Annotated in this window: 7 protein-coding genes and 1 riboswitch; of the genes, 4 read left to right on the top strand and 3 right to left on the bottom strand. The window is 45.4% G+C overall.

Features of this window, described 5'->3' with window-relative positions:
• Positions 1–685, top strand: a 685-nt coding sequence (locus BCT81_RS07345; RefSeq protein ID WP_102423694.1) for a YicC/YloC family endoribonuclease, incomplete at its 5' end; no start/stop codon positions are given.
• Positions 686–764: 79 nt separating this feature from the next.
• Here BCT81_RS07345 and BCT81_RS07340 read toward each other — a convergent pair.
• The 3 genes from BCT81_RS07340 to BCT81_RS07330 all read right to left on the bottom strand — a co-directional run bounded on the left by BCT81_RS07340 (position 765) and on the right by BCT81_RS07330 (position 3,592).
• Entirely contained in the window at positions 765–1,397 is a 633-nt protein-coding gene (locus tag BCT81_RS07340) for an alternative oxidase (RefSeq protein ID WP_008224459.1), read from the bottom strand.
• Positions 1,398–1,610: 213 nt separating this feature from the next.
• A complete protein-coding gene (locus BCT81_RS07335) occupies positions 1,611–2,036 on the bottom strand; it encodes a phosphate-starvation-inducible PsiE family protein (RefSeq protein WP_008224461.1) in 426 nt (141 codons plus the stop codon).
• A gap of 185 nt (positions 2,037–2,221) precedes the next feature.
• Positions 2,222–3,592: an NCS2 family permease gene (locus tag BCT81_RS07330; protein WP_102423693.1), complete on the bottom strand. Its 1,371-nt coding sequence runs from the start codon at positions 3,590–3,592 to the stop codon at positions 2,222–2,224.
• Positions 3,593–3,650: 58 nt separating this feature from the next.
• Positions 3,651–3,750, bottom strand: a riboswitch (purine riboswitch).
• A gap of 301 nt (positions 3,751–4,051) precedes the next feature.
• Here BCT81_RS07330 and gmk point away from each other — a divergent pair.
• The 3 genes from gmk (at position 4,052) to spoT (ending at position 7,233) form a co-directional block, all read left to right on the top strand.
• Positions 4,052–4,675: a guanylate kinase gene (gmk, locus tag BCT81_RS07325; RefSeq protein WP_004741436.1), complete on the top strand. Its 624-nt coding sequence runs from the start codon at positions 4,052–4,054 to the stop codon at positions 4,673–4,675.
• A 119-nt stretch (positions 4,676–4,794) separates the two neighbouring features.
• Complete coding sequence (rpoZ, locus tag BCT81_RS07320; protein WP_009848003.1) at positions 4,795–5,067, top strand: DNA-directed RNA polymerase subunit omega; 273 nt, start codon at positions 4,795–4,797, stop codon at positions 5,065–5,067.
• 39 nt (positions 5,068–5,106) lie between these two features.
• The gene (spoT, locus tag BCT81_RS07315) at positions 5,107–7,233 is read left to right on the top strand and encodes a bifunctional GTP diphosphokinase/guanosine-3',5'-bis pyrophosphate 3'-pyrophosphohydrolase (protein WP_019826453.1); all 2,127 of its coding nucleotides are present in this window, start codon (positions 5,107–5,109) and stop codon (positions 7,231–7,233) included.
• Positions 7,234–7,480 lie beyond the last annotated feature (247 nt).

The raw sequence follows: 7,480 nt of genomic DNA, 5'->3' as shown, positions 1-7,480 counted from the left end.
AGTAGAATGTAACCTACGCTTTGAAGCTAACCCTGCAGCAAAAGGCGAGCTAAGCATCAACGAAGGTTTAGCGCAGCAAGTGATCAATGCAGCGAACCAAGTGATGACAATGACAGGTGAAGAGAGCCGTCTGAACCCATTCCAAGTAATGAACTGGCCTGGTGTGATGGAAACGCCTGAGCAAGACATGGATGCGATCAACAAAGACCTGCTAGCAGCGTTCAACGATGCGATTGCAGAGTTCATTGATGCTCGTGCTCGTGAAGGTGAGAACATGAAGGCGCTAATCGTACAGCGCTTAGATGCAATCACTGAAGAAGTGGTAAAAGTACGTGCACGCATGCCTGAAATCCTAGAGTGGCAACGTGAGCGACTGCTTAACAAATTTGAAGAAGCGAAAATTGAGCTTGAAGGTTCTCGCGTTGAGCAAGAGCTTATCTTACTCGCACAGAAGTCAGACGTAGCCGAAGAGCTAGACCGCCTAGACTCTCACGTGAAAGAAGCCAATGCAGTATTGAAGAAAGGCGGCGCATGTGGCCGTAAACTGGACTTCATGATGCAAGAGTTCAACCGTGAATCAAACACGCTAGCCTCTAAGTCTATCAGCACTGATATCACTGCATCAGGCGTAGAGCTGAAAGTTCTTATCGAACAGATGCGTGAGCAAATTCAGAACATTGAATAAGCCAATGCAGAGCTAATACAAGTAAGCCCCTGTATCGAAAGATGCAGGGGCTTTTCTTTATTTTAGTAATAAAGGACCATCAACATTGATGCTCAGGTAAGTCTTTCGTTTTGTAGAGATTGGCAATGTCGTGATTCTTATCGCGATGCTTGGCTTCATCCTCTCTGATACGGAAAAGCACATCTAAGAATGTCGCGCCTTCAGGTAGGCGATAGTAGGTAATCGCGATTTCTGGCGCAGGATGATTAGGCAGAGCCCCCTCTTCAATCTTGGATATGTACTCTGAATAGCTGTTGCATGCTTCCTCCTCAAAGTAGCCGACAATCCTATGCGCTGTTTTAGATGAAACTAGGTAGATAACGCCGTAGATGATGAGAAAGATAAACTGCAGTAACATCACTAAGATACGTTCTATAATGGACGGCTTGGTAACGGTCAGGAAAATCATCAAATGCATCCGTTCATTGTCTGCTTCATCCAATAGCTCTTTGATCCAGCCGCCGTCATCTTTCATACGACGTAGTGCTTTAAGATGGTTAAACACCCCTGCGACCATGCCTGGTACAGCCGCAATGGTTTCCAACAACATCGCACGTTTGGCTAAATGTTTTCCATAAAACAGGTTAAGCGTTTTTTTGAGAAGTCGAGTCACAAGAAGCGCAACCTTTTCGGAGAATATTTCAGGTTTATAATGAGTGCTTTCAAAATGCATAGCGTGTTCCTTATATGAGTCTAATACTAACCAATCAACATTCATGCCAGAAAACAAAGCCTTATATATCAAGGAAAAGAAGAATGAAAGAGTCATTAAGACACCAAAAAAACAAATATAAAGGGGACTCTTTAGTGTCTTTTTGACACCATGAGAATAATAAAAAACCCAGCAACATGGCTGGGCTCTTAAATGACTTATAAGTCGACGGTTTTACTCGTCCGGCTGCTTGGTTCGAAGGTCCACATACGGCCAGTAGTGATGACCAACTCGAATCAGCAAGGTTGCGGCTGCTAAAATAAATGCCGCTAGGGATAACCAAACGATCAGAACCGCATCGAGTTCCTTCATTCCCAGAGTAATGTAACGAGCGATCGCCATCATCGCGATGTAGATTGGATAACGCACAGGGATCTTACCGTTCATCACAAACTGCTGAACCATGGCCAACACTTCGAGATAGATGAACATCAACAGAATATCGGTCAGTTGTACTCTGCGCTCTGTGAAGACGTGCATGAACTCCTCAAGCATCGCAAACAGTGTTGCAAGGGTAATCGCCACCAGCAGCACCGCTTCAAGAATATGGAAAACCTTTAAAAAAGGCTTACTGAAAGATTTGGGTAAATGAGAAGGCATAGTCACTCTTCAAAAATAATTAATCTAATCTCTACAATAGCATGCCTCAATATAAGTCGCTCCTTCTCTATCGGAGAACACCATCAATGACACACCTTTTGTTGAAGCAGATACAAAAATGGCCCCGCATTCACTGCAAAGCCATTTATTCATTCTTTGTCTCAGCTTAACTCGGCCGATTAGCCTTAAAGCAGAATCAGGTAGGTTAGGAACACCACACACAGGCCATAGATTAACGGGTGAACTTCTTTACCCTTACCCGCGACAACCATAGTGAATGCGTAGCTGATAAAGCCCATCGCCATGCCGTTTGCAGGTGAGAAACTTAGTACCGTGAACATAATGGTGAAGAAGGCTGCAATACGTGACTCTTTCTTCTCCCAGTTGATCTGACCAAGGCGACCGACCATGTAGATACCTACTACGACCATCGCTGGTGCAACCATAGCCGCCGAGAAGATAGAGAAGATTGGGTACAGGAATAGCGAGATTAGGAACAAGCCTGCAACCATCACTGCCGCCAAACCTGTCTTCGCACCTTGAGAAGAGGCAATGCCCGACTCAGAGAAAGCCGTAATCGATGTGGTACCAAGAATCGAACCAATCACCGTACCACCCGCATCTGCCACTAGAGCAGATTTCGCATTTGGCACCTTACCGTCTTTATCAATGATACCTGCATCACGGCCAACACCAACAATCGTGCTCAAGCCATCAAAGAAATCGACAATCAGGAAGATAAGTACGATGAACAATAGGTCGAACATTTTCTCAGGAGTAAACGCAGAGAAGTCGAAGATCGCGCCGAAGCTGCCTGCCATGCTCGGTGGCATCGCGACTAGCTGCTCTGGGATTGGCGCATTTGATGTACCCATGAACACGTCAGCTAGGATTGTCAGTGCAATCGCTGATACGAATGAGATAAATGTCGCTAGCTTGATATCACGAACCATACAGCCAAGTGCAATAAAGATACTGATGTAAGCAATGATCACTTGTGGGTCTGAGATATCCCCTAAACCAACCAATACAAACGGATTAGAAACGATGATGCCCGCATTCTTAAGGCCTAAGAAAGCGATGAACAAACCGAGCGATACCGTAATCGCCAACTTTAAGTCCTCAGGGATCGATTCAATCATCGATTTACGAATATTGGTCAGAGAGAACGCAAGGTACAAAATACCAGAAAGGAAGATACCAAATAGCGCTTCATTCCAAAGCACGGCAACAGAACCACTCAATAACAGGCCTTTGAAAAAGCCATTCATGCTCATGCCCGGTGCTAGCATCACAGGGTAATTACCCCAGATGCCCATAATTAACGTCGAGATAGCCGCAGCCAAAGCCGTTGCAGTAAATACCGCACCTTTATCCATACCCGGGATACCACCCAAAATCGCTGGGTTAACCGCCAGAATGTAGCTCATTGCCAAGAAAGTAATGAAACCTGCATACAGCTCAGTGCCGATCGTGGTCTTTCTTTCAGTGATTTTAAACATTGAATCAAGCGAACCAGAGGTGTTCTTGGCTTTCAGGGTGGAATCGGTACTCACAACAAAACCTTTGCAATAAATTAAGAATTTGGGGATTCAAATGCTGTGAGAATAGAGAGGTCTCTACACTAAAAACTGTAGTCACCAAGATAGGCTCGGTAGTAGAAACATTTGATCCATTTCATCAAACATATACAGCATTTAATCGTTTGCGCGGATTGTAAGGATTGAGATTAAAACTTCAACAAATTTTGTCGAGATCACATAAAAAAGTGCAGTTGATGAGTGATTACATTTCTAGAACGATCTTTGAGAGGATCATTCGCTAATAAATAACGATCAAGCCAGTTGTTCTCAATCATCTAAATATGCTACTCTTCGCCTCCATTTTTCTGACCTAATTTTCACCAGTTGCCGCTATAAACGCGCAATTACCGGAACGTAATTAAGGTCAGTGCTATCTTTTATAGTGTCGGTTTATCGCCTTCACTCAATCCAACCAACAGTGGAAATATACAGATGGGCAAAGGTACTCTTTACATCGTATCTGCACCTAGTGGCGCAGGTAAGTCGAGCTTGATCTCAGCAATGCTAGAAACCAATCCAACCTACGCAATGAAGGTATCTGTTTCACACACCACTCGCGGTATGCGCCCTGGTGAAGAAAATGGTGTTCACTACCACTTCGTAGAGAAGCATCACTTCGAAGACCTCATCAAGAAGAATGAATTCCTAGAGTACGCTGAAGTATTCGGCAACTACTACGGTACTTCACGCGTTTGGATTGAAGAAAACCTAGACCGCGGTATCGATGTATTCCTAGATATCGACTGGCAAGGTGCTCGTCAAATCCGTGAACAGATGCCTCAAGCGAAGAGTGTATTCATTCTTCCACCATCAAATGGTGAGTTAGAGCGTCGTCTAAACGTTCGTGGTCAAGACAGCGAAGAAGTTATTGCGAAACGCATGAACGAAGCGAAGTCAGAAATCTCTCATTATAATGAGTATGACTACGTGATCGTGAATGATGACTTTGATGCAGCCCTAATGGACTTCAGAGCTATCATTCGTGCGGAACGCTTAAAAGAAGATAAGCAAGCAGCAAAATACAGCGGCATGCTTACTGCTCTACTGGCGGAATAAGCTAGCAAGGCTAGATTTTCCATTGAGATATGTATACGGTGATCTAGAAAGTCTCTAGTTAAACTTGTATACTTTCTCGTCATCAAAAATTTATTAGTTAATTACTATTTGGAGTCCTCATGGCACGCGTAACTGTTCAAGACGCTGTTGAAAAAGTTGGCAACCGTTTCGACCTAGTTCTTATTGCGGCTCGCCGCGCACGTCAAATGCAAACTGGCGGTAAAGATTCACTAGTGCCTGAAGAAAACGATAAGCCAACGGTTATCGCTCTTCGCGAAATCGAAGAAGGTCTTATCACTAAAGACGTACTAGATGCTCGTGAACGTCAAGAGCAACAAGAGCAAGAAGCGGCTGAACTTGCAGCAGTAAGCAGCATCGCTCACACTCGATAAGAACGTCATTCGAACTAATTAACCTTCCGGGCCTTTAATTTGTATCTATTCGATAGCCTCAAAGACGTTGCCCAAGAATACCTAACAGAGCCTCAAATTGAGGCTCTGCGTCAATCTTATGTGGTAGCGAGAGACGCCCATGAAGGGCAAACCCGCTCAAGCGGTGAACCATACATTATCCACCCTGTAGCTGTTTCAAGAATCCTGGCAGAAATGCGTCTGGATATCGAAACCCTACAAGCTGCTCTACTTCATGACGTGATTGAAGACTGTGATGTCACGAAAGAAGATCTAGAGGAAAAATTTGGCAATACCGTTGCTGAATTGGTAGATGGTGTATCTAAGCTGGATAAGCTTAAATTTCGTGATCGCAAAGAAGCGCAAGCAGAGAACTTCCGTAAGATGGTTCTCGCCATGGTGCAAGACATCCGCGTTATCTTGATCAAATTAGCTGACCGTACTCACAACATGCGTACGCTTGGGGCACTTCGCCCTGACAAAAAGCGCCGTATTGCTCGTGAAACCCTAGAAATCTATTCTCCACTAGCTCACCGTCTTGGTATTCATAACATCAAGACCGAACTAGAAGAGCTGGGCTTCGAAGCCCTCTACCCTAATCGTTATCGCGTACTGAAAAACGTAGTGAAAGCTGCGCGTGGTAACCGTAAGGAGATGATTCAACGTATCCATAGCGAAATTGAAGGCCGCCTTGAAGAAGTTGGCTTACCTGCTCGCGTACTTGGTCGTGAAAAAAACCTGTTCTCCATCTATAACAAGATGAAAACTAAAGAGCAGCGTTTCCACACCATTATGGACATCTACGCTTTCCGTGTAGTGGTTGATACCCCAGATACTTGTTATCGCGTACTTGGTCAGGCACACAGCCTCTACAAGCCTCGCCCTGGCCGCATGAAAGATTACATCGCCGTACCAAAAGCCAACGGCTACCAATCTCTGCATACATCAATGATCGGCCCTCACGGGGTGCCAGTTGAAGTTCAGATCCGTACTGAAGATATGGATCAAATGGCGGACAAAGGTGTCGCGGCGCACTGGTCTTACAAAGGCAACGGCTCGCGCAGCAGTAATGGCACAACCGCACAGGTTAAAGCACAACGTTGGATGCAGAGCTTACTTGAGCTACAACAAAGCGCGGGTAACTCATTCGAATTCATTGAAAACGTTAAGTCTGATCTGTTCCCAGATGAGATCTTCGTGTTCACGCCGAAGGGTCGCATTGTCGAACTTCCTGCTGGCGCTACAGCGGTCGACTTTGCTTACGCGGTACATACCGATGTCGGTAACATGTGTGTAGGTGCTCGTGTAGACATGAACCCTTACCCACTCAGCAAATCGCTGAAGAACGGTCAAACTATTGAGATCATCAGCGCTCCGGGCGCACGTCCGAATGCAGCATGGCTCAACTACGTGGTGACATCACGTGCGCGTACTAAGATCCGTCAGGTTCTGAAAACCATGCGTCGTGAAGAGTCGATTACCTTAGGCCGTCGTCTACTGAACCACGCACTTGGCGAACACTCGATTGGTGATATCGGCCAAGAAAACGTTGAACATGTATTGTCTGATCTTCGTCTCGACAGCATTGAAGACTTGCTAGCGTCAATTGGTCTTGGTGAGCTGATGAGTATCGTGATTGCTCGTCGCCTACTAGGTGATGCAGACGAACTGACTGAAGTGGAAAACAACAGCGACACGCCTAGGAAGAAGCTTCCAATCCGTGGGGCTGAAGGCCTACTACTGACGTTCGCCAACTGTTGTCACCCGATTCCAGACGATCACATCATTGCCCATGTATCTCCAGGTCGTGGTCTTGTGGTTCACCGTGAAACGTGTCCAAACGTTCGTGGCTACCAAAAAGAACCAGACAAGTATATGGCGGTGGAATGGTCTGACGATTACGACCAAGAATTCACAGCTGAACTTCAGGTTGATCTGCAGAACCACCAAGGTGCACTGGCTGAGTTAACTAACGTTATCTCGAAAACAGGCTCAAACATTCACGGTATTTCGACCGAAGAACGTGATGGACGCTTGTACACAGTGACAATCTTGCTGACGACCAAAGATCGTGTTCACCTTGCGAGTATTATGAAGAAGCTACGTGTGATGCCACACGCACTCAAAGTAAGACGCCGTAAGAACTAGCTAATAGAGCAGATGAGGGATTCGAGATAGCGAGATGCGAAGAGCAAAAGACTTCGTGACTCACCATCTTGGCTCCACATCTGCTTTTAATCTTTACGTATCTCGAATCTGCTGTAATTTTATGTATTGCTTTAATCTTTCCATATCCCTTTCACTCACACCCGATATCTGCTCTTAATCTTTTCGAATCTCGTTTACCCGTATCTCGCATCTGCTCTTATCCCTTCGCATCCCGTATCTGCTTCTA

Origin of the sequence: Vibrio sp. 10N.261.52.A1, assembly GCF_002876325.1 — a bacterium.
In the GTDB taxonomy this organism is placed as follows: domain Bacteria; phylum Pseudomonadota; class Gammaproteobacteria; order Enterobacterales; family Vibrionaceae; genus Vibrio; species Vibrio chagasii.
This window is presented reverse-complemented; position numbering and strand designations above follow the sequence as displayed.